This window comes from Labilibaculum manganireducens (assembly GCF_963665805.2).
GTDB classification, from domain to species: Bacteria; Bacteroidota; Bacteroidia; order Bacteroidales; family Marinifilaceae; genus Labilibaculum; species Labilibaculum manganireducens.
The window spans coordinates 5102915-5125841 of the sequence record NZ_CAXXEE010000003.1; the positions used below are offsets into that span (position 1 = coordinate 5102915).

The 22927-nt window shown below is 35.4% G+C and carries 18 protein-coding genes and 1 riboswitch; of the genes, 5 read left to right on the forward strand and 13 right to left on the reverse strand.

Annotated features, from left to right (window positions below; translation table 11 throughout):
- Window positions 1-98 precede the first annotated feature (98 nt).
- The 3 genes from ACHZAX_RS20295 (at window position 99) to ACHZAX_RS20305 (ending at window position 4206) form a co-directional block, all read left to right on the forward strand.
- A complete protein-coding gene (locus tag ACHZAX_RS20295) occupies window positions 99-464 on the forward strand; it encodes a hypothetical protein (protein ID WP_320020341.1) in 366 nt (121 codons plus the stop codon).
- A gap of 129 nt (window positions 465-593) precedes the next feature.
- Window positions 594-3041 carry a TonB-dependent receptor gene (locus ACHZAX_RS20300; protein WP_320020342.1) on the forward strand — a complete coding sequence of 816 codons (2448 nt, stop codon included), beginning with the start codon at window positions 594-596 and terminating at the stop codon, window positions 3039-3041.
- 277 nt (window positions 3042-3318) lie between these two features.
- Window positions 3319-4206 carry a coiled-coil domain-containing protein gene (locus ACHZAX_RS20305; RefSeq protein ID WP_101310478.1) on the forward strand — a complete coding sequence of 296 codons (888 nt, stop codon included), beginning with the start codon at window positions 3319-3321 and terminating at the stop codon, window positions 4204-4206.
- An 83-nt stretch (window positions 4207-4289) separates the two neighbouring features.
- On the opposite strand, the gene ACHZAX_RS20310 is transcribed toward ACHZAX_RS20305, so the two are convergent.
- The 7 genes from ACHZAX_RS20310 to ACHZAX_RS20340 form a co-directional block, all read right to left on the reverse strand.
- Window positions 4290-4748, reverse strand: coding sequence for a hypothetical protein (locus ACHZAX_RS20310; protein WP_320020343.1), 459 nt, complete (start codon window positions 4746-4748; stop codon window positions 4290-4292).
- 26 nt (window positions 4749-4774) lie between these two features.
- Window positions 4775-5623 (reverse strand): hypothetical protein, encoded by an 849-nt coding sequence (locus tag ACHZAX_RS20315; protein WP_320020344.1) that lies wholly within the window; start codon window positions 5621-5623, stop codon window positions 4775-4777.
- A gap of 351 nt (window positions 5624-5974) precedes the next feature.
- The gene (locus tag ACHZAX_RS20320; RefSeq protein ID WP_101310482.1) at window positions 5975-6754 is read right to left on the reverse strand and encodes a radical SAM protein; all 780 of its coding nucleotides are present in this window, start codon (window positions 6752-6754) and stop codon (window positions 5975-5977) included.
- 93 nt (window positions 6755-6847) lie between these two features.
- Window positions 6848-7663, reverse strand: coding sequence for an amidohydrolase family protein (locus ACHZAX_RS20325; protein ID WP_320020345.1), 816 nt, complete (start codon window positions 7661-7663; stop codon window positions 6848-6850).
- A complete protein-coding gene (locus ACHZAX_RS20330) occupies window positions 7660-8487 on the reverse strand; it encodes a DUF4296 domain-containing protein (RefSeq protein WP_320020346.1) in 828 nt (275 codons plus the stop codon). Before ACHZAX_RS20330 ends, ACHZAX_RS20325 begins: the two co-directional genes overlap by 4 nt.
- A gap of 67 nt (window positions 8488-8554) precedes the next feature.
- Window positions 8555-9307 carry an ABC transporter ATP-binding protein gene (locus ACHZAX_RS20335; protein WP_101310485.1) on the reverse strand — a complete coding sequence of 251 codons (753 nt, stop codon included), beginning with the start codon at window positions 9305-9307 and terminating at the stop codon, window positions 8555-8557.
- Window positions 9304-10044, reverse strand: coding sequence for an MlaE family ABC transporter permease (locus ACHZAX_RS20340; protein WP_101310486.1), 741 nt, complete (start codon window positions 10042-10044; stop codon window positions 9304-9306). Before ACHZAX_RS20340 ends, ACHZAX_RS20335 begins: the two co-directional genes overlap by 4 nt.
- A gap of 179 nt (window positions 10045-10223) precedes the next feature.
- Between ACHZAX_RS20340 and ACHZAX_RS20345 the strand changes: the two genes are divergently transcribed.
- Window positions 10224-11312: a mannose-1-phosphate guanylyltransferase gene (locus tag ACHZAX_RS20345; RefSeq protein WP_320020347.1), complete on the forward strand. Its 1089-nt coding sequence runs from the start codon at window positions 10224-10226 to the stop codon at window positions 11310-11312.
- A 45-nt stretch (window positions 11313-11357) separates the two neighbouring features.
- Here the strand turns inward: ACHZAX_RS20345 and porN are convergent, their stop codons facing one another.
- The 6 genes from porN to topA all read right to left on the reverse strand — a co-directional run bounded on the left by porN (window position 11358) and on the right by topA (window position 19957).
- On the reverse strand, window positions 11358-12203 hold the full coding sequence (gene porN / locus ACHZAX_RS20350; protein WP_101310530.1) for a type IX secretion system ring subunit PorN/GldN: 846 nt from the start codon (window positions 12201-12203) through the stop codon (window positions 11358-11360).
- Between the two features lie 15 nt (window positions 12204-12218).
- On the reverse strand, window positions 12219-13766 hold the full coding sequence (porM, locus tag ACHZAX_RS20355) for a type IX secretion system motor protein PorM/GldM (protein WP_101310488.1): 1548 nt from the start codon (window positions 13764-13766) through the stop codon (window positions 12219-12221).
- A gap of 23 nt (window positions 13767-13789) precedes the next feature.
- A complete protein-coding gene (porL, locus tag ACHZAX_RS20360) occupies window positions 13790-14827 on the reverse strand; it encodes a type IX secretion system motor protein PorL/GldL (protein ID WP_320020348.1) in 1038 nt (345 codons plus the stop codon).
- A gap of 48 nt (window positions 14828-14875) precedes the next feature.
- Window positions 14876-16210: a T9SS ring complex lipoprotein PorK/GldK gene (gene porK / locus ACHZAX_RS20365; RefSeq protein ID WP_101310490.1), complete on the reverse strand. Its 1335-nt coding sequence runs from the start codon at window positions 16208-16210 to the stop codon at window positions 14876-14878.
- Window positions 16211-16256: 46 nt separating this feature from the next.
- Window positions 16257-17189, reverse strand: coding sequence for a PorP/SprF family type IX secretion system membrane protein (locus tag ACHZAX_RS20370; RefSeq protein WP_320020349.1), 933 nt, complete (start codon window positions 17187-17189; stop codon window positions 16257-16259).
- Window positions 17190-17566: 377 nt separating this feature from the next.
- Entirely contained in the window at window positions 17567-19957 is a 2391-nt protein-coding gene (topA, locus tag ACHZAX_RS20375) for a type I DNA topoisomerase (protein ID WP_320020350.1), read from the reverse strand.
- Between the two features lie 209 nt (window positions 19958-20166).
- On the opposite strand from topA, the gene ACHZAX_RS20380 reads away from it, so the two are divergent.
- Window positions 20167-22548: a penicillin-binding protein 1A gene (locus ACHZAX_RS20380; protein WP_245870377.1), complete on the forward strand. Its 2382-nt coding sequence runs from the start codon at window positions 20167-20169 to the stop codon at window positions 22546-22548.
- A 44-nt stretch (window positions 22549-22592) separates the two neighbouring features.
- A riboswitch (cobalamin riboswitch) is annotated at window positions 22593-22789 on the forward strand.
- Window positions 22790-22927 lie beyond the last annotated feature (138 nt).

Here is a 22927-nt window from a genome sequence, read left to right on the forward strand (position 1 = left end):
CATGGTTGGAGTCAATGAATACCAACATATAGGTATTGTTAAACAAATATCGACTTTCTACTTTTGAGCCGTAATGTTAATGCCAATTTAATTCGGTAATGAACGGTTTTCGAAAAATAAAAACAGCGATTGTAAGTATACTGCTCCCGGCAATGATTTTGTTGGCGGGTAATGCTGTTTTTAATTGGCACGTTCATAGGCAAGTTGATGGAACTTTAATTGTTCATGCTCATCCCTATCAAAAATCAGGGAATTCTAACGGAACAGCAAATCATCATCATTCTTCTCATGAATGTTTTTCATTGCAGCAATTTACGAGTTTCCTGTTCTCGCTCGGGTCAGTTTTGTTTATAGCTGCATTAATAGGAAAATCTTATGAAATCAGTAATGTTTACCACCTTTTTATTAAGAAAGGAATTATAAGTTCTCTTCTTGACAACAGGGCTCCGCCTGCCTTCCTGTAACACCTTTATTATTACCTGAAAAGGTCCATTTAAAATTAGAGTATGTAACTGTTTCCTGATACTGGTTGAAAGTATGAGGGAGTGTTATGTATATCAACAAAAATAAACATCAAAAAAATACATCTAATAATGAGAGTACTAACTCATATATCTATTAGCATTGCTATGCTGATTTGTTTTGCATTTTCTGTTTCGGCCGAAAATATTACTTCCAGTGTAAAAGGCAAAGTGATTGACAGTAACAGCAGCAAACCTATTCCTTATGCCAGCGTTGCTCTCGAAGGATCGAGCATGGGAGCGGTAACAAATTTCGATGGTGAATTTGTAATTGAGAATGTTCCTGTGGGGCATTATCATGTAATTGCCACTTGTGTGGGATACAAATTGGATAAGAAGGAATTGGAACTAAAAGGAGGAAAGAACTCTGTTCTTGAATTTAAAATAGCAGAAGATTTTATTGGCTTGGATCAGGTTGTGGTTACGGCCGATCGAAACAGAATTCAACGTAAAGATGCTCCTGTTGTAGTAAATTCTATATCTACTAAGTTGCTGGAACAAACATCATCAGCAAACCTGGCTGATGGTTTGGTTTTTTCTCCTGGTTTGCGTGTAGAGAATAATTGTAACAATTGTGGTTTTTCGCAAGTAAGAATGAATGGTTTGGAAGGACCATATACGCAGATATTAATTAACAGCAGAGCTATTTTCAGCGGATTGGCCGGAGTATATGGGTTGGAACACATTCCGGCAAGTATGATTCAGCGTGTAGAGATTGTACGCGGAGGTGGTTCAGCTCTTTTTGGAGGGAATGCAATTGCCGGTACAATTAATATCATTACAAAAGATCCTGTTGCCAATACATTTAAAGCAGGAGTGAAATATGGAGTTGTAGGTGTTGGTGTTGATGGTGGTGGAGATGCTGCCAGTGATATGACTGCCGATTTTAATGCGTCTGTTGTTTCTGAAGATCATAACAGCGGGATATTTATTTTTGGGATGAACCGTCAGCGCGGCGAGTGGGATGCGAATAAGGATGGTTATTCCGACATGGTTAAATTGAAAAATATAAGTGCCGGTTTACGTGCTTATCATCGTCTTTCAGATTTAGCCAAATTGACTTTGGAATATCATGTAGTTGATGAGTACCGAAGAGGCGGAGATCAGCTGAATTTAAAGGCTCATGAAGCTACTGTTGCCGAAGAAGTAAGTCATCGTATTAATTCAGGAAGTTTGGCCTGGGATCAATATTTTAATCAGGATCGAATCAGTAAACTGTCTGTTTATGCTTCGGGACAAAGTATAGATAGGGATAGTTACTATGGAGCTGCCACTATTTATGATGAAAATGGTGCGGCCTTATCTACACCAATTCCTGATTATGGTGCTTATGGTCAAACCGATGATTTAGCTGTTTCAACAGGAATTCAGTTCTTTACAAAGTTTGATAATCTGTTTTTCGCTCCTGCAGATATCACTCTTGGATTGGAGAATGTTTACAACAGTCTGAAAGATGATAAATTGGGGTATTATGATTTTACAAATAATGAATTTGTGAAAACAACCAACATTGCCGATCAAACATCAAATACCATAGGTGCTTTTGCTCAAAGTAAATGGGATTTAGGGGCAGTAAAATTTCTATTGGGAGTAAGAATGGATTCCTATGAAATTAAAAATTCTGCTGAAAATTCCAATTATTCAAATACAGTATTTAGCCCCAGAGCTAACGTGTTATTCGATGTCTTTAAAGGATCGCAGTTGCGGGTTAGTTATGCAAGAGGTTTTAGAGCACCGCAAATTTTCGATGAAGATTTACACATTGAAGCTTCAACGGCCAGAAGAATCACACACGAATTGGCTGACGATTTAACAGAAGAGAAATCAAACAGTTATACTGTATCCTGGGATTACACCAAAGCCTTTGGTAAAATGCAGACCTATTTTCTTGCAGAGGGGTTTAATACACAGTTAATTGATCCTTTCTTTAACGAATTTAGTGAGGTAGATGCGAGTGGAAACATGGTTATGCTTCGAAAAAATGCCAATGGAGCGGTTGTTCGGGGGGTAAATTTTGAATGTAAACTGGCTCCGTCCTATAAGTTGGATTTCCAAATGGGACTAACTTTGCAATCCAGTAAATACGATGATGCTGTGGATCAGGGAGAGGATGAGGATACAGCCAATACGACTACTGATGATATTTTGAGAACACCAGAGCAGTATGGCTATTTTGCAATGAACTGGAAACCTCTTCATGAGTTTACTACTACCTTATCAGGATCATATACCGGACCAATGAATTTGATTCACTTAAGTGGAGGAGATGATAAATATGGAAATGAGATTCAGGAAAGTTTAGTGAAATCAGATCATTTCATGGATTTGGGAATCAATTTTTCTTACCATTTTGATTTAGGCAGTGATGTGAAGTTGCAGTTTGATTTGGGGATGAAGAATATCTTCAATTCTTTTCAGGATGATTTTGATTTTGGTCCGTCTCGTGATGCCAGTTACGTATATGGTCCTTTAAATCCAAGAACAATCTATTTTGGTGTGAAATTGGGTAACATCCTGTAGAAAAAATCTACTTCATAAAAAACAAACTATAGGGTTAGTTTGGTAACGGGGCGCATTCTTTAACAGGATGTTAGCTCCGTTATTTTGTTTAGTGATTTCAGATTTCGAAATTTGGTTTGTTTATTGCTGTGGTTCAATTGACAATTGTATTTGGTTTTACAATGCATTGATTCTATTCATTATTGATGAGCATCATGTACTCAAACAAATATGAATTTGAGAATACTATTAAAAAAAAGATAAGTAAATTTGTTCGAATTAATTAAGTAGAGTTTTTATGGCAGAGATTAAAGGTAAAAGTAAAAAAGACAACATTTATATTGGGGTATTGTCAACTTTAGGGGTAATTCTTGTGATTTTAGCGGTTATGTATTACATGGAACATAGAGATAATAAGCGCTATATCTCCGAAATTACTACCGAGAAGATAAGTTTGGAAAACGAATTGAAATTACTTTCTCAGGATTACGATTCTCTGCAAACAAGTAACGATACTTTGAATGTTCAGCTGAAAATGGAACAGGAAAAGATAAATGAACTTTTGGATCGAATGAAAGTATTTCGAAACAATTCTTATTTCGAAATTAATAAATACAAAAAAGAGTTAGGAACTTTAAAAGGAGTATTAAGAGATTACATTGTTCAAATCGACTCTCTAAATACACGCAATCAATTGCTTACTGCTGAAAATGTAAGAGTTAAAAAGCAGATCGATTGGGTTAAAGATCGTAATACCAAACTCGAGGAATCAACTGAAACAATGAAAGAGGTAATTAGTAAGGCGGCTACTCTTTCGTTAGTGGATCTTGCTTGTTCTCCTATAAATAGAAAAGGCAAAGAGGTGAAAAAGATTTCCAAAACGGAAAAACTGGTCACTAATTTTACGATTCAAAAGAATGTAACTGCATCAACCGGTGTTAAAGCATTATTTGTGCGCATTACCCGACCTGATGAAGTTGTTTTGGGTAATCCGGAAAATCTTTTATTCGATTTTGAGAATACTAAACTTAGCTATTCTGCAACACGTGAGATTGATTACGAAGGGGAACAGCTTGATGTTGCTGTATTCTGGGATAATGATGGAAGTCTTATTGAAGGAGAATATAAAGTAGATGTTTTTGCTGAAGGAAACCATATTGGGACAGCTAAGTTTTTGCTGAAATAATAGATGAAACTATAGAAATGAAAAAAAAACCATCTTTTGCGGGATGGTTTTTTTTGTTTCGTAAGTTTCGACTCAGAAAATGATCATTTAAAAATGGTTCTCGATCCAAAAGCTCTAAAACCAACTAAAATTGAAACACAGCCACTTTCAATCCGCTCCTTTTTTTGATCTTCGGGGACTAGAACACGAATTACAAAATCATCGGTACTCTCAACCATAAAATCCCACAGGTTGGTGTGATCTTCATCAGCATTATCATACAATAAATTGTAATCAGTATCAAAAAGCTGAAATTGAATTTTACCAAGGCTCTCTTCTCCTTCAACCAAAATTCGATATTCCTGATCCTTATAAAAAGTAAGCTGCAATTCAGCAGTTTCACCTTCCGATAACACCGCATTATTTAATTGCCCGTTAAATGTATAAGGCGTAAGTTTCGGAATGCATTCCTTTTTGGTGTATTCATTACACTGCGCAACCACAATATTTGGCAACGCGAATAAGTAAAAAATAAATAATATGGTTTTTATAGTCGTTTTCATCCCAATCTTTTTAGTGCTCCCCAATCCTATAATTCCGTAATTGTTTCTCTGATTTTGTTGTTAATTTCTTTTATCGCCCTGATTGTTTCGTTCGAGGCAGTTAAAGTAACCTGATTTTTTATAACTGTTTTGCCGTCTTTTGTTTTAATGCTCGATGCAGAAGATTTAGTTTGTGATATTTCCTGAAATTTTGCATCCAGTTTCTTTAAATCCGGCAGAATCTGATTTATTTTATAATTATCTCTATATTGATTTAGTAAACCAATTAAGTTTTTCACAGAATGTTTTTGCTGTGAAATTAAGTTGACCATTTCTTTTTGAGGGTTTTTTAAATCAACAATATTTGTTGCCAGATATAAGGTTTCAATCCATCCACCAAAAACAATTAAAGCAGCAACACCACCTCTTTGATTTTCTTTCAGATAACTGTCCGATTTTGTAAAAGTTTCGGTAATAATCTGAAGCAAAGAATCTTGGTTTTCAATATTTTCTTCCATTCTTCGGGCAGTAATTCTCTCCTGCTCTTCAGGAATGCCCAATTCGCGTGTAAATTTCTTGATTACGGCTAAATATCTTGCTGCATCCTGAAACTGTTCATAAATCCGAATGTAACTTAAATCCGCACCGTAAATACCAATGTTGACAGCCACATCTGCTTGTGATAAATAATTATCTGCATTGGAAACCGGATTCATTAAATCGGGCTGATAGGGAAGGTTCATTTTTTTGATAATACCAGTCACTTCAATTGGGCTTGGCACATTGTAAAACAAAGTTTTAACCGATTTAAACTCCTTTTGTTGCGGAGCCATCTCAGGTACTTTATCAGCTGAGGGTTTCTTATTTTGACAACCAAAAGTTAGCACTGATGACATGAAAAAAAGAATGAAACAGCTTATTTTAATAGATGTTTTAAACATAGATTTATTGTTTTCTCGTAGGTTTTATTTTGTAATAAACTTAAAGTTATACTTTTAGAGAGTAATTGCAAATAAAAAATGGATATAAGCAATTATTGTAAAAAAACTTCTGGGATGGAGAAACAAAAGATATTTGCAGACGTAATAATGAAGTTAAAAATCTCACTTTGCAACAACAAGAATTCCTCTTTTATTGGGCTTTTGGCGGATAAAATGTTTTTTATGCAATTTACCTCAGCTCCCATTGAGCATTAAAAATTAATTTCAGGAACCGATAGAACCTCATCGTTTTACAAAGACAAAATATTAACCGCTGATTTGTGTTTTAAATCCGGCATCCTCTACTTTTTGTGCAATTTGCTGCAATTCTTCCATTGATATTTTCTCCAGATTATCACTTGGCGTATCCCTCGAAATGGTATAAATCATCACCTCTTTAGGTTGGATTTTTTGCAGGTGCGTCAACCAGGCTTCTATTTCTTCTTTGGTTGTATTGTCTATAATTTTACCTTCGTATTCTCCTCTGATAAAAAGGGTTTGAATTATTAAATTGCCATCAAATTTTGAAAGAAGTTCAACCGTATTATTTAGATTGAACTTTCCAACTGGCTGATCTAAATTGATTATGGTTTCTTCTGTTCCGCCATCCAGTTTTAAAATGTTATCATCTACCTTATTTAGAGCTTCAAATACCGATTTTTTGTGAATCATCGATGAATTAGAAAGAACAGCGATTCTTGCCTGTGGAAATACTTGATTTCTAACCTCGATCGTGTAATTAATGATTTCGCTAAATTCCGGATGAAGTGTTGGTTCTCCGTTTCCTGCAAAGGTAATCACATCCAGATCTTCATTATTGGCCTTCATCAGGCTCAGTTTCTCGAATAGACTCTCTTTCACCTGATCTTTAGGATGAAAGTTAATTTTTTGTTCATAGTGATCCGGATTCCAACCACATTCACAATAAATACAATTAAAACTGCAGAGTTTGCAATCGTTAGGCAATAAATTAATACCTAATGAAACCCCAAGTCTTCTGCTTTTTACAGGACCGAAAATAATTTTATCGAAGAGAAAAGTAGCCATTTACACGTTTTTTTTTGTTGTCCAAATTTAGATAAATTCCTGAGTTGATCTATTAAAACAGAGAGTTTAAATCGAGGATTTAATTCGCCTTGATTAAACAAGGACTTTCAGTTCGCTTACCGTGTTAAATTTCTGATTGGAATAATCAAGATTTGTGAGCAAATTCAAGCCAGGTTTTTTACCAATTTCAAGACTTCCAAATTTATTTTCAATCTGTAAATGTTTTGCTCCGTTTATGGTTCCCCATTTAATCAATTCCCAAAACGTAAGTGCCGGCAGAATTTTCTGAAAAGCTTTTAATTCCTCAAAAACAGATAGTTTCGAATGCGTTCCTAGTGATCCTGTGCCAATGCAGTATCGGCTCATTTCACTTGCAGCAGGTATAAACCCATTCAATTTTTCTAAGATCATTTGATTCAATAGAACGGATTGGGTTGGATTTAGTTGCTTGTTTGATATTGGGATTTGTAACGAACAGTTTGATTCTACTGCGTTACTATCAGAAAAATACAATTTAGATTTTCGTTTTTGCTCAGCATGATCATTTACAGTAAAATAGTCTGCTGCGGCAACAGTTCCATAAGCTTCTAATTGATTAATCCCTTTTTGTACTGTAGAAGGAGTAGTTTCTTTTTGGAGCAGTCTCTTTTTAAGTGCTGAACCAAAATCATCCTGCAAACATTTTTCAAAATCATTTTTTGAAAAAGAAGAAATACTGAGTAGGGTAAATACATCAATAAATCCGGGAATAATTACCCCACTGTAGAATTCCAGATTTTGAATTTCTTTAAATTGTCCCTTTGTATCAATTATATCGACAATATAATTTTTCTCATCAAGTACAATAATTCCATTTTTTAGAGGAGTAGCTGTAACTGGAAAAATGTAGTTCGCGGCTATTTTTCTCATCGCACACGCCTAAGGTTCTGTTCCACATCTTGCTCTAATTCCTTAATCACCTGCAGGGAATCAGGTCTAATCTGCGGATTGAAAATTATGATGTCCTTAATTTCGAAATGCTGAGTAAACTCAACAAGATCATTTTCTCCGGCAAATAAGTTGCCGCGCAGTTCTGTGTAGCTCGAATCCGGATAGGACAAACTTAATTCATAAGTGTTGAATTTCATTTCTTTAGCAATTGGGCGTGGCATAAAGCTTACTTTATGTTCTTCGCCTAAACTGTCCTGTTTCCAAAAATAAGCCTCCAATTTAGGCTGATCAGTTTGATCATCCTTAAATATTTTAATGGAAGCTTTAATGGTGTAAATTCCTTTCTCTTTGATTGGAATCGCAAAGTCAACTTGGTTTTTATCTTTTTCAGGAACTCTCCAATCCTGTTTTTTTGTCCAAAGATTTACAGTGTCTTGTTCCAGTTTTTTGTTTTTAACCTCAATACGATATTGAGTTTCAAGTCGGTTAAGCGAATCAATAATCACATCGTAAATTTGAGTAAATCTTTTCGTATTGTTAGAATAATAGGATACGCAGGAATCAAATTGATCACGGGTGATATTGTATTTCCGAAAAATAGAATTGTAATAGTAGCTGGGGCGATAATTATCGCCGGAGCGATAAATATTCTGGGATTCTAAAGTTCCATCAATAATATGAATATCAATAAGCATCTTAGTGAATTGATCTTCATTTAACTGAGGAGTATTTTTATTATTTTCTTTGCAGGATATCAAAAAGGTGAATGCACAGCAAATAAAGAAAAGTAGTATTTTATTCATGAATTGTTTCTTGTTGATCTGAAAGCAAAGATAATAAATCGAATAGAATGTACGAGTGTGATTTCTACTAGCTTATTTTTTTAATCTTTTTATACAATTCCGAAGCAAAAACAAAATCATTTAAATCCTTATTGTCGGTATCAAATATTTCATCTTTGGAACCTTCCCAAACTTTGTTTCCCTTGCTTATAAAAATAATTTTCTCTCCAATTTCCATTACCGAATTCATATCATGAGTATTAATAATGGTAGTCATATTATACTCTTTTGTTATTTCCAGAATCAGATTATCAATCAAAATTGCGGTTACAGGATCTAAACCAGAATTGGGTTCATCGCAAAAAAGATATTTTGGATTCAAAGCAATTGCTCTTGCAATGGCAACACGTTTCTGCATACCACCACTAATCTCGGCAGGAAACAGGTGATTTGAATTTTGTATGTTAACACGGTTTAAGCAGAAGTTTGCACGATCTTTTTTTTCTTTTTCACTCATATCCGAAAACATATCCAAAGGAAAGAGTACATTTTCTTCAACACTCATGGAATCAAATAAAGCACCGCCCTGAAATACCATGCCCATTTCCTTTCGAATCTCTTTTCTTCCCTTCAGATTCATGGATGTAAAATCTCTGTTGTTGTAGAAAATACTACCAGAATCAACCTCGTGAAGTCCGATGATAGATTTAAGCAGAACAGTTTTACCGGATCCGCTTTGTCCTATAATAAGATTGGTTTTACCAGCCTCAAAATTGATTGAGATATCGTTCAACACTTTTAAGTCGGCAAAGGATTTATTTACATTACTTACAGTGATCATTTTAAAAGGATTTGTGTGAGAATCACATTAGCAAGAAGAATAAGAATACTACTGTTTACAACAGCTTTTGTGCTCGCTCTACCTACTTCCAGTGCACCTCCTTTTACGTAATATCCATAGAAGGATGGTATTGCTGTTATTATGAAGGCAAAAACTGCTGTTTTTATTAAGGAGTAGGTAATGTAATAAGGAATAAAAGCATATTGTATGCCATCAATATAGTCGGCTAAGTTAACTGTACCAGTTAAATAACCAGCAAGTAAACCTCCTGTTATTCCTACAAACACACTAAGAATGTATAGAAATGGATTAATAAAAATTGCTGCTATAATTTTTGGTAAAACCAAATGATTGGCAGAATTGATTCCCATGATTTCCAAAGCATCAATTTGTTCAGTAACCCGCATCGAGCCAATTTCAGAAGCTATGTTTGAACCGACTTTTCCAGCCAATATTAAACCAACTATTGTCGATGAGAATTCAAGAAGCATCGATTCTCTTGTAGTATAACCAACCAAATAATCCGGAAGTAAAGGGTTCAGCATATTGTATGCTGTTTGCAGGGTGATAACAGCTCCCATAAAAAGAGATATTATCACTACAATTCCAATAGAATTGATTCCGAGTTTATCAATTTCGCGGATTATTTGTGAAAATAAAGTCTTGCCTTTTTCTGGTTTTGAAAATACCAATACAAGAAATCTTGAGAATTTTCCTACGTTTTCAAACAAGTTCATAGTTATTTTGCTTTACGATAAAATTACAAATTATTTGTTTACCATCTTCCAGGATAAGTGTATCTATTGAAATTTCTATTCTTTTTTGATTTAATAAGGCTTTTCAGTATTTTAGGGTATAATTTTACTACTCTTGAATTCCGATTTAATTTGGTAGGGATTCAGATAAATAATTTCCAATGGATAAAAATAATTATTGCGTAATTATGGCTGGGGGCGTAGGCTCACGTTTTTGGCCTTTAAGTAAAAATAATAAACCCAAACAATTTCTTGATATTCTTGGTACAGGTAAGACACTAATTCAGTTGACTTATGAGCGTTTTGCATCTATATGCCCGACCGAGAATTTTTTCGTGGTAACCAATGCAAATTACAAGAGTCTTGTGCTTCAGCAACTCCCAAATATTAATGAGAATCAGGTTTTGTTGGAGCCAATAAGAAGAAATACTGCACCTTGTATTGCTTACGCCAATTATAAAATACAGAAGCGAAATCCGAATGCATCAATTATTGTAACGCCTGCAGATCATTTAATATTAAATGAGACTAAGTTTTTAGGAGTTTTGTCGGAAGGAATTCAATTTGTACAAGAGGGAAATAAATTATTGACATTGGGTATTACTCCCTCAAGACCGGAAACCGGTTATGGTTATATTCAGGTTTCAAATAAAGCAGTTGAGAATTATTCTGATGTGTATCCTGTAAAAACATTTACAGAAAAACCACACCTCGAATTGGCAAAAATATTTCAGGAATCGGGCGAATTCTTTTGGAATTCAGGGATATTTGTTTGGAAACTTTCGACAATACAGGATGCATTCGATAAGTTTTTACCGGATATAAAAAATCTGTTTGAGGCCATATTGGATAAACTTGACACTGGAGAAGAACAAAGTTTTATTGATCAGATTTATCCAAAATGCGAGAATATTTCTATTGATTACGGAATTCTGGAAAAGTCAGAAAGTGTATTTGTGTATTGCTCTGAATTTGGTTGGTCTGACTTAGGAACTTGGGGCTCACTTTATGAGCATACTGCTAAGGATAATAATCTGAATGCAATTCAGGGCGAAAATGTGATGCTTTACGAATCAAAAAATTGTCTGATAAATGTACCAAATAACAAATTGGTTGTTGTTCAGGGCTTAAAGGATTACATTGTTGTTGAGACTGATAATTCTCTGCTCATATGTCGTAGAAGAGATGAGCAGGAGATAAGGAAAATTGTTAATGATGTGAAAATAACAAAAGGGAAAAAATTTGTATAATAAAAAAGGACCTGTGAGGTCCTTTTTTTATATCAGTATATTTTTTTAGAATTCCCAAAGATCATGTTCAAATGTGAAAATCTCATTCTTAATTCGCTCTGCTTCAAGCATTGAGTTTAAACCAACAGTGTATTCACTAATCTGACGATTGTTGTGAACATTGGAGATTTGTGAAATAAAACTCGAAAAATGTCTTTTTAAGAACAAATCATCGAAAGAATAACGAGCAGCGTCGTTATTTGGATTAAATACTTCGTGAGAAGCAAGCAAAGGCCGGGCTTCAGGGAAATAGATCCAAAACAGTTTTTTCTGTTGAATACCATCTAATTCTGAATCGCCATCTTTTATATATTCACGAATTGGACAAATTCCAATGATCCGAACCTGTAAAGTCGATGTTTGTTTGTCAAAGAACCACTGCTCTTTCACCATATATCTTTTTACATCATCCGTATGCATTTCACCGGGAAGAATTTTTTGTTCAAGTTCTCCTGTCAATCTATTGCGTTGCATAATCGTATCATTTTGAGCATCAAACTTCGAACGAATCTGATCAATCGTCATAGGAACCTTAAATTCATCATCGTTTGTCTCGTAAGCAGTTAAGCCTTCATTTTCAATTCCATACATCAATAGATCGATTAAACTGTAGCGGTCATCTTCCGGTGTTGTTGGATAATACATAGGAAGGTTCATTTTTTCCCGTAAATCCACGAATCTCCAAACTAACTTCGACCACATCACATCTGACTCACGTATATTTGAGTAAGGGATAGGTTTTCTGTTTTTGATATGATTTTTTGAATAAACACTTGTTGCATTTGTCTGTGCACTGGAATACGAGGCACAAATCAATACAAGACCAATTACTAGTAATAAGCTTTTCTTCATCATATATAAATTTTATTACTCAATTCTAAATGAAATTGTAGGTAAGTCTCTGGTTACACCATCCGGACCAACTGCCCTAATATCTTCAATATATAGTTTCTGACTTCTTTTTAAATTTCTAAACATATCAATCTGTTCCTTTGTAAATACATCCGATCTGGATTCCTGATCAACAGTAAAGCCTTTAACAATTGTAGAAACCGTAAAACCGGTAATTTTAAACTTTAAATCAAAGTCAAAATTATCCATCACTGCATCAACACCTGTTTGTACCAACAGTAAATTCTTTTTAATTTTACCACCACCTAAACCTGCAACTTTAGCAATAGGATCAGGAATTGGTTTCACTCTAAAATCAACAGTACGTAACGGCCTCCAGCCATCCTCAAATTGAGCTTCGACTTGTACCTTAGCATTCTTAAAAGCAATTTTTGGTTGTGCAATATATGCATCACCTTTTTTAATTAAGCTGCCATTTGTCATTGTCGCGCGTACTCTGTCCGATGCAAAACCAGGAGCCGATATGCTTACAGGATTGTCAACACCAACATAGAATACATTCATTTTAGTAGCCGACACCACTACATTTGGTTCTGCTACAATATAGCTTGATTTAAAGTCATATTTTTTATCAATTCCAGACGGACTGGTGTACGTGATAACACCTCCCCATGTTACCTCGCCAACTTTATCTGCTTTTGCTGTATAAACCCCCCGGCCATCTTTGAAGGTCTTAATGGCACCCTCCCGGTCAATAACTATTTTAGGATTTTGTGTCGTGTCAATAGCCGCAAGAAAAACCTGAGCCTCGTAGGTGTCACCTTTTAAAATGTAATTTGAGGGTGAAAATACTTCTGCTCTTAATTTATTGAATTTAAAGGATTCTGCTTCAATTTGATTGAATAAATAACTCACAATATCCGATTCAGTACTGCGGATATCTGTCTGAATTTTAGAAAGAAGTGTGACTGCTCCAATTAATGGTGTATGTGAAAATTGTAGAGACTCCCAAGAATAATTAGGATCACCTTTTGTCATCTTTTTTGGTTTTTCCGTATTCAGAGTTTTCATAATTGCTTTACGCAGAGTAGAATCTTTTCCTGCAACGTGACTTAATACCAAATCACGATAAGATTCAATAGCTTCTCTTAAAACTTTACCCTGTCCTCCAATAATCATAATTTCAGGAGGTACATCCAAATTGTCTCTACTCTCGATGTTATTCATATCGTATTCAGGACCATCTGCAGTTTTAACGATTCTATGTTTCAGAGAATCGATTAAATTTGATAATTTATTTGATTCGGATTTTATCTTGTTAGCATTATCCCAGGCTTCCTGAACTTTAGCCGGGTTTGCTTCCAAGGCAATTAGGAAATCCTTATATTTATTTTCATTTTTTTCTTCGAAGGTTTGAATGGTTTTAGCCAAACCATTATCAATAATCGTGAAAGCATTAAGGACTTCGTTTGATACATTTATCGCTAACATTGCTGTCAGGAATAAATACATCATCCCAATCATTTTTTGCCGTGGCGTTTCTTTACAATTCGTTGCTCCCATTTCAGCTCAGCTTGACAGTTAAATTAATTTTTTTTTCTTACATCCATGGCACTCAGCATATTACCGTATATGGTGTTAAGCGCGGCAAGATTTTCGTTTAACTGTTCAGTTTCTTTTTTGTAAGCTTGTGCATTTTGTAGAGTTACCGTAAGAGTTTCAAGAACTTTACCTAAATCCTGATGTACAGTTTTTGAATTAGTTATTTGCTCGTCACTTTGTTTTAACTGCAACTCGTAAATCGCGTTCAGTGATGACAGGTTGTTATTCAAGGCTGACATGGAACCATTAAACGTATTACTGTTTTCAGAGATTTTATCAAATCCGCTTTGTAAAGATTTGTCCAAATTTTGATAGGACTCTAACAACTGATTTCCTGACTCGTTTATATTTTTAGCAAAATTTTCACCTGATAAAGAAATTGTATTTGCAGTTTCTTGATAAGACTCTACTAATTTATTGCCTGACTCATTAACATTTTTTGCAAAACCTTCGCCTGAATTACTAATTGTATTAGCTGTTTCCTGATATGAATTACTTAGTTTTTGAGCTGAATTGGATAATTCTTCGGTTGATTCAGCGTATCTATTAGAAAATTCACCAACAGAACTTGACGCTTTCTGTATACTTTCAATGTAACCATTGGTTGCAATAGCTGCTTCAGATAGGTTTGAAAGGTTTTCTGCAACGTTGGTTAATTTTGCAAGCCCTTGACTTAAATTCGATATTTTGTCCGGATGAGCACTCATTTTTTCCAGGAATGATTGTAATTGTTCCAGTCCTTCAACCTGAACACCGCCTCCGGCACCACCTTCTCTTGGTTCCAATCCAATTAATTCCGGATATACTAAACTCCAGTCTGGTTGCTCGTGTGGTGGTTCAAAAGCTGAGAAGAAAAAGATAATGGCCTCTACAGTCATACCAACGGTAAGAAGTTCTCCTGCATATGGGTAATGTTGTATTTTGAATAGTGCTCCAATTAAAACTACGGAAGCACCCCAGCCATATACATAGCCCATAAATTTTTTCCATCTAGGAGATTGAACAAGTTCGGTAATATTCATGATCAGTTAAGTTTGAAAAGGTCTAAAATAAATAGTCTACGGGTAATATTATTTACCTAAATGAGTTCTGACACAACGGAATCCGATATAAGATTTTGCAGTATCCTGATACTCGTATGTTCTGGTTGCACACTGCAAATAGTATCCTATATCTTTCCATGATCCTCCTCTGGTAACTTTTCTTTTTAAAGCTGGTGGATCATCGGGTAATGCATTGTATTCATAATTTGGATTCATATCATGAGTAAATGAATAGGCCGACTCATCGTAAGCTCCAGAAGTCCATTCTGCAACATTACCTGCCATATCATATAATCCGAATTCATTTGGCTCGTAGCTGCCAACAGGCAGGGTTACAAGACCTCCATCGTCTACGTAGTTTCCGCGCAGAGGTTTAAAATTGGCAAGAAAACATCCTTGGTCGTTTCTTGTATAGGGTCCACCCCATGGATACATATTTAATGCAATGCCTCCTCTGGCAGCATATTCCCATTCCGATTCTGTAGGTAAGCGATAATCCTGAACAGGATAATCACCTTCTGCTTTTAATGCAGAATTGTGAAAACGGGTTCTCCAGATAGAAAATGCAGATGCTTGTTTCCATGAAACTCCAACTACAGGATAATCATCATAACCAGGATGCCAAAAATATTGTTTTGTCCAAGGTTCGTTATATGAGTAGGTAAAATCCTGAATCCAGCATAATGTGTCCGGGTAAATATTAAGGGCTTCTTTCATGATAAAAGAAGAACGGTCTTCAATTTTTTTACGGCCTCCTTTGTAATCATCAACCATTCCTTCATATTCTCCTGTTTCATAATTGTAACGGTTCGACTTTTTTGCGGCTTGCTGAAGATCAACCCACTCGTACTGATACTTTAGTTTACGGGAATCAATTTCTTTATTTCTGAAAAATCTTTCGTTAACAGGCAGATACATGTCTTCCAGAATTTCAGTATATTCTTCATTATCCCATTCCAATCTTTCGTCCCAATTAATAAAAGGAGGATCTATTGGATTGCCATTGTCATCTTCAGCAATTAAGAACTCTTCGAATTGTTGTCCTAATAATTCGCGTGCAATAGAATCTCTGACCCAATATACAAACTGACGATACTCATTGTTTGTAATCTCGGTTTCATCCATCCAATAAGATTCAACAGATACGGTTTTAGCCGTAGCATTAAGTGCCCAAGCTACATCCTGATCATTTGGACCAACAGTAAAGCTTCCGCGTGGAATCAATACCATACCATATGGTTTAGGTTCAAACCATTTACCTCTCTGACCCGCACCGGTAAGTTCTCCGTTCCCAGTGTTTTTGCCACAACTGGTTAAGAACAATAAAACAATTACACAAAGTGTTGTAAGTAGTTTATTCATAGTGGTTTTATAAATTATACTGATTGTATAGTTTTTCTAATTAATATTACAAAAATCGAATGCTCTTATATTTTTGATTTCGTTTTTCCAATTTTGTACTGAATCGATAAGCTAATAAAAACTCATGCGATCCTCTTGCAATTTTTGAGGTTGAAATGTCGTATGCATATCCAATTTGAATGCCATTATTAAACAAAACTCCTAACATTCCAACAATGGCGTCATCAACCCTATATGAAACGCCTCCCCAAATCTTTTTATTGTACCTGATGTTCGTATTTAAATCAAATTGAGACACTACGGCATCAGTTTTGTAAAAAACCGAAGGTAAAATTTCCCACGATTCATTTAATTCGTATTTATATCCTGCCATTGCATAATAATGACGCGCAAGATAGGTTTCAATATTTTCATTATATCCAATATTTGGTTTGTTCAGATGACTTACGGAAGTTCCTACATAAAAGTTGTCTGTTTTATAATATATTCCTAGTCCTAAATCAAAAACCATTTTACTGTCATCTACACTTGAAGAGCCCAAATCATCATCGGGTGTAGAAAAACCATCTCCGTCGGGAACAAACCATTCTCCTTTAAGGGAATTGTTTTGAAAACCGAAACTGAATCCAATATTTAAAGAACCTTCACCTGTTTTTCTTTGATATGCATAACTAAAACGTATGCCGGTATTCTTTTCGAAACCTAATTTATCGCTTAGTATAGTTAATCCAATTCCATGATCTGTTCCCATAAATGTAACTGGTGTGCTTATATTAAACACAGTGGTAACAGGAGCATTTTCGAAACCAACCCATTGTTGACGATTAATTGCCGACACAAATATATCCTTGTCTGCGCCAGCAAATGCAGGGTTTACAGAAAGAATATTGAACATGTTTTGACTGAACTGCGGATCTTGCTGAGCCTTTATTAATAAGGTGTTGCAAGACAATAATATGAAGAAAATAAATTTTTTCATGTAATACATTATGGTTCAGTAACGGTCAAAAACTGTGAGGGGTAAAGTAAATAAAAATAAATGTGCCTTACAAGTTTTATCAGAGGTTCAGGTGCATTAATCAATAATTTTTACGGTTCTATTTAAAACTTAATTTTTTTAATTATAACATTAAATTAAATAACAGGATGGTAGTCTACTTGTGTAGATTAGAGTTTCCCGTATTTTATTGTAAGTCTTATTTACGAGGGTTTTATTGTTTTGTTAAGAATTTTTGTAAATTTTAATGTGAAATTAACAATAAGATAAGATTATAGATTGTTTGAATTTAATTGTAAGGCAATAAAAAAGGGCTGTCTGTATAGAAAGACAACCCTTAACTTTTTTTTTATTTTTTTTTATTTTTTTGCCTTTTTCGCAGCAACAGTTTTCTTTGTTGCCGCAGCTTTCTTTTTGGGCGGTGCTTTTTTTGTTGTTTTCTTCTTAGGTGCCGATTTAATAATTTTTAAGCAATCCTCATAACTTAGTGTCTTTGGATCCTCTAAATCTTTAGCCAGACGATAGTTTTCCTTTTGGTAAGAAATATAAGGTCCCCAACGACCGTTAAGAATTTGCAAATCTGCATCTTCATCAAAGGATTTGATGTGTTTCAATCTGTCTTTCTCCTTTTTTTCTTCTATAAGAACGATTGCTCTTTCCAAATCAATTTCCATCGGATCATCCACATCTTTCTTTAAAGAAGCAAATTTTCCATCGTGGCGAACGTATGGACCAAACCGACCAATTGCAACGACTACTTTTTTGTCTTCGTAAAGGCCAAGGTCTCTGGGAAGCTTAAATAAATCGATAGCTTCCTCAAGTGTGATTGTTTCCAGGTGCTGACCGGTACGAAGGCTTGCAAATTTTGGAGCTTCAGCGTTTTCATCATCAGAGCTTTCTCCTAGTTGTGCCATTGGACCATATCTTCCAATACGTACCAATATTACTTTGCCGGTAGCCGGATCGTTACCAAGAATTCTTTCTCCAGTTTCTCTTTCGGATTCTTCCAAAGTTTTTTCTACGTTAGCATGAAATGGATTGTAGAATTTTCCAATCATTTCGTACCACACAAGTTTCCCAACAGCTATGTCATCGAATTCTTTTTCCACATCTGCTGTGAAATTGTAATTCATGATTGTTGTAAAGTGCTTATTTAAAAAGTCAGTAACTACCATTCCTATATCCGCAGGAAAAAGCTTTTTGTTTTCAGCTCCGGTTATTTGAGTCTTGGTTTCTTCGGAAATATTATTATTTGAGAGCGTTATTATTTCATAGCTTCTTTCTATTCCGTCTCTGGATTCTTTTACAACGTATCCACGATTTTGAACTGTGGTAATTGTTGGGGCGTAAGTTGATGGCCGGCCAATTCCAAGTTCTTCTAATTTCTTCACTAAGCTGGCTTCGGTATATCTTGCAGGACGATAGGTGAAATTCTGAGTGGCATTCATTATTTCTTCGCGAAGTAAATCGCCAACTGCAACTGTAGGCAGAAGTGTTTCTTCTTCTTTCTGATTTTCATCATCCGAAGATTCCATATACACTCTAAAGAATCCATCGAATTTGATCATTTCGCCAGATGCTACCAACTCCTTATTGTTTGTTGAGATGCCAATCTTAATATTCGTTTTTTCAAGCTTTGCATCAGCCATCTGAGACGCAATGGTTCGCTTCCAGATTAAATTGTACAAACGAATTTCATTAGATTCGCCTGAAATTTCGTCCTTATTTAAATAAGTAGGACGAATTGCCTCGTGAGCTTCCTGCGCTCCTTTGTTTTTTGTTTTATACCTCCTGATTTGAACGTATTCGGAACCATGACGTCTGGTGATTTCTTCCTTGGCTGCTGTAAGTGCAGTTTCCGCAAGATTTACCGAGTCAGTTCTCATGTAGGTAATATTTCCAGCTTCATAAAGGCGCTGAGCAACAGTCATTGTTTGTGCTACTGAAAATCCGAGTTTTCTGCTTGCCTCTTGTTGAAGGGTAGAAGTTGTAAATGGTGCTGCGGGTTTACGGGTAGATGGTTTTTTCTCGATATCATTAACCCGGTACTCCGCATTTTTGCAGCTATTTAAGAATTTAAGAGTTTCCTCTTTTGTTGAAAATCTTTTAGGAAGTTCTGCTTTCAGTGTTTTTTCATCGCCATTCTTATCGGTTACAGTAAGAAGAGCAATAACTTTAAAATAAGATTCAGAGGTAAAGTCAATAATTTCCCTTTCTCTTTCAACAATTAAACGTACAGCAACCGATTGTACCCGTCCGGCCGATAATTGTGGTTTAACTTTTTTCCATAAAACAGGAGAAACTTCAAAGCCAACCAATCTGTCAAGAATTCGTCTGGCTTGCTGTGCATTTACCAAATTCACATCAATATCACGTGGATTTTCAATAGCATTTAAAATTGCTTCTTTTGTAATTTCATGGAAAACGATACGTTTTGTATTTTCTTTTTTCAGCTTTAATACTTCGTATAAGTGCCATGCAATTGCTTCTCCCTCGCGATCCTCATCAGATGCGATCCAAACCGTAGAAGCTTCTTTTGCTAATTTCTTTAATTCAGCAACTACCTTTTTTTTATCTGTGGAAACAATATAATTGGGGGTGAAATTATTCTTGATGTCAATTCCAAAATCTTTCTTTTCTAAGTCTCTAATGTGCCCAAAGCTAGACTTCACAACAAAGTTTTTGCCTAAAAACTTTTCGATGGTTTTTGCTTTTGCAGGGGACTCGACTATTACTAAATTCTCTACCATACTTGTATCTTTACTTTGGAAAGTTTAGGTTAAAATTTTTGCAAAGTAAAACAATAAGGAAGCTAACTTCAAAATTTAATGATGATTATTTTGAAATTACCTTTTTCATTTATCTAAAATAATTCTAAATCAATAGAAGGTGTACCTCCAATAATTGTTCGAATAATATTTGCTATTTTTACAGCACAAATTAAATTAATTGATTTAAAATGTCAGAAAGAAACACTGAGTTTAACTCGGACAACGAACCAATTTCGAAAATACAAATGTTTAAAAAGCCATTGATTATTTTTTGGTCAGTTTTTTCGATATGTATATTAATTGCAGTACTTTTTTTTGCCGGTGTTTCAAATGGGACATTTGGCTTTATGCCTTCGTTTGAAGAATTGGAAAATCCTAAAAACAGTTTGGCAACAGAAGTGTATACAGTAGATGGAAATTTAATTGGTAAATTCTATTTTGAAAATCGATCTTTTGTTGAATATTCCGAATTGTCTCCATTTTTGGTGGATGCATTAATTGCTACGGAAGATGTGAGATTTAATGACCATTCGGGAATTGATGTACGTGGTTTAGGTCGGGTAGCAAAGGGATTGATTACTGGTGACAGAAGCGCTGGAGGAGGGAGTACAATTTCTCAGCAATTGGCTAAAATGTTATTTCCGCGAGAGAGTTTCGAGAAGAAAATGGAGATTGTTTTCAGGAAATTTCGTGAATGGGTGATTGCGGTAAAGCTGGAGCGAAGCTATACCAAAGAGGAGATCATGACCATGTACTTTAATAAATTTGATTTCTTAAACCTGGCAGTAGGTGTTAAGTCGGCTGCAAACGTATATTTTAATACAACACCTGATTCTCTTAAGATTGAGCAAGCTGCTATGCTTGTAGGTATGGCAAAAAACCCATCATATTTTAATCCGTTGCGACGACCTGAATTGACATTGAACCGACGTAATGTTGTTTTATCTCAAATGGTAAGGTATGATTACTTATCGAAAATGGAATTTGATTCATTGAAAAACCTTCCTTTAGGAATCGATTTTCAGAAGGTGGATCACAAAAGAGGAATGGCTCCCTATTTTAGAGAGTATCTGCGTACTTCTTTAACAGCAAACGAGCCGTCAAGAGACAGGTATCCATCTTATGCTGATCAACAATTTGTGAAAGATTCGATAGAGTGGGAAACCAATCCTTTTTATGGATGGTGCAATAAAAATGTAAAAGCAGATGGAACTCCATACAATATATATAAGGATGGATTGAAAATATATACAACCCTTGATTCCAGAATGCAGCGATATGCGGAAGAGGCTGTGGTTGAGCATCTAGGATCGGATTTGCAAAAAGCATTTAACCGGGAGAAAGAAAATCACAAATACCCGCCTTTTTCTGATGATTTATCTAAGGAGGATGTAGATCAAAATATCGAAACTTCAATGAGAAGAAGTGAAAGATATCGCGTTTTAAAGAAAAATGGCATGAGTTTGGATTCCATTCGGTTGGTATTTAAGAATCCTGTGAAAATGAGAATTTTCACATGGAAAGGAGAAAGAGATACCATTATGAGTCCAAATGATTCCATGCTTTATATGAAGGGATTTTTACGAGCTGGATTTATGTCGATGGAACCTCAAACCGGAGAAGTGCGTGCTTATGTTGGAGGACCAAATTATGAACATTTCATGTACGATATGGTTAATGTGGGTAAACGGCAGGTGGGATCAACTATAAAGCCATTTTTATACACTCTTGCCATGCAGGAAGGCCTGGGGCCTTGCGATAGGGTTCCCAATATCCCTCAGACTTTTATTTTGCCGGATGGAACACCTTGGACATCAAAAAATTCCACAGATGCCAGGAACGGTGAAATGGTGACTTTAAAGTGGGGGTTGGCTAATTCGGTGAACTATATATCTGCCTGGGTTTTGAAACAAACCACACCGGAATCGGTTGTTAAAATGGCTCATGAAATGGGTGTTATCAGTGAAATTGATCCAGTTCCATCTATCTTTTTAGGAACCTCAGAAATTACTGTATATGAAATGGTTGGAGCGTACTCAACGTTTGTAAATAAAGGGGTTTACATTAAACCAAGTTTCATCACTAAAATAGAAGATCATAAAGGAAATGTACTTGCTCAATCGGTTCCTCGAAAACATGAAGTAATGGATGAGCGAACAGCCTATTTAATGACAAATTTATTGCAAGGTGTTGTTCAGAGGGGAACCGGAGTCAGATTGAGATATAAATATGGTTTGATTAATCCTATCGGGGGTAAAACCGGAACGACACAGAATCATTCGGATGGGTGGTTCATGGGAATTACTCCTGAATTAGTTTCCGGTGTATGGGTTGGTGCCGAAGATCGTTCAGTTCATTTTGAGGGAATTTCGCTGGGACAGGGAGCGAATATGGCATTGCCAATTTGGGCTCTTTATATGCAGAAGGTTTATGCGGATAAAAGTTTGGGTATTACTCAGGGGGATTTTGAAAAACCAAGGGGTGTAAGTATAAATCTGGATTGCGATGATGAATCTAATGAATCGAATAACAAAGAATTGATAGAGTCGGAGAATGAAGATTTCTTTTAGATTTTCAGTAAATTTTTAGTTGGAAGATCAATATTTTTTCTTTAAAATTGTATTGAGATTCAGGTTTCCGAAAGGAAATAATAGGGAATCCTGTTTAAGCAGGAGCTGTCCCCGCAGCTGTAGATTCCGGTTCGTTTTTTCGAATCAGTATTTTAAGCAATAAAACCACTGTTCCTGAAGGAATGGGAAGGTGTTTAAAATTGGAATAAGCCAGAAGACCTGCCTGAGATCATGGATTTTAGCTTTCGGTGGAAAAAAGCGGAAAGATTCAGTTTATTTCTTTCTTATTCCGACGCTATTCGATTCGAACTGCCATACTCGAATCAACAAAATTCATAGTAACTGTTAAAGGTCGAAACGCAAGTTTCGACCTTATTTT